The organism is Nostoc sp. T09 (assembly GCF_002154695.1).
Taxonomy (GTDB): Bacteria; Cyanobacteriota; Cyanobacteriia; order Cyanobacteriales; family Nostocaceae; genus Aulosira.
On sequence record NZ_MTAV01000245.1, the window covers coordinates 1724 to 2255 of the forward strand.

A 532-nucleotide genomic window follows, 5' to 3' on the forward strand; every position below is an offset into this window, starting at 1 on the left:
ATTGGAATATTACAATACTGCACTACCACTGTATCGTGCAGTGGGCGACAAGCGTGGGGAAGCTACTACTCTGGTTAGTTTCGGCGCAGTTTACTCCGCTTTAGGGAAAAAGCCCAAAGCATTAAAATATTACAATACTGCATTACCACTGTATCGTGCGGTGGGTGACAGGGGTGGGGAAGCTACTACTCTGAATAATATCGGCACAGCTTACTCCGCTTTAGGGGAAAAGCAAAAAGCATTGCAATATTACAATACTGCACTACCGCTGTATCGTACAGTGGGCGACAAGGGTGGGGAAGCTACTACTCTGGTTAGTTTTGGTAGAGTGTATGACGCTTTAGGGGAAAAGCAAAAAGCATTGCAATATTACAATACTGCACTACCACTGTATCGTGCAGTGGGCGACAAGAGTGGAGAAGCTACTACTCTGGTTAGTTTCGGCACAGCTTACTCTGCTTTAGGGGAAAAGCTCAAAGCCTTGGAATATTACAATACTGCACTGCCACTGTATCGTGCGGCGGGTGACAAG

General features: G+C 46.2%; 1 protein-coding gene. It reads left to right on the forward strand.

From position 1 onward, the window contains the following. A partial coding sequence (locus tag BV372_RS38115; protein WP_256973616.1) for a tetratricopeptide repeat protein occupies positions 1–532 on the forward strand: 532 nt, incomplete at both ends.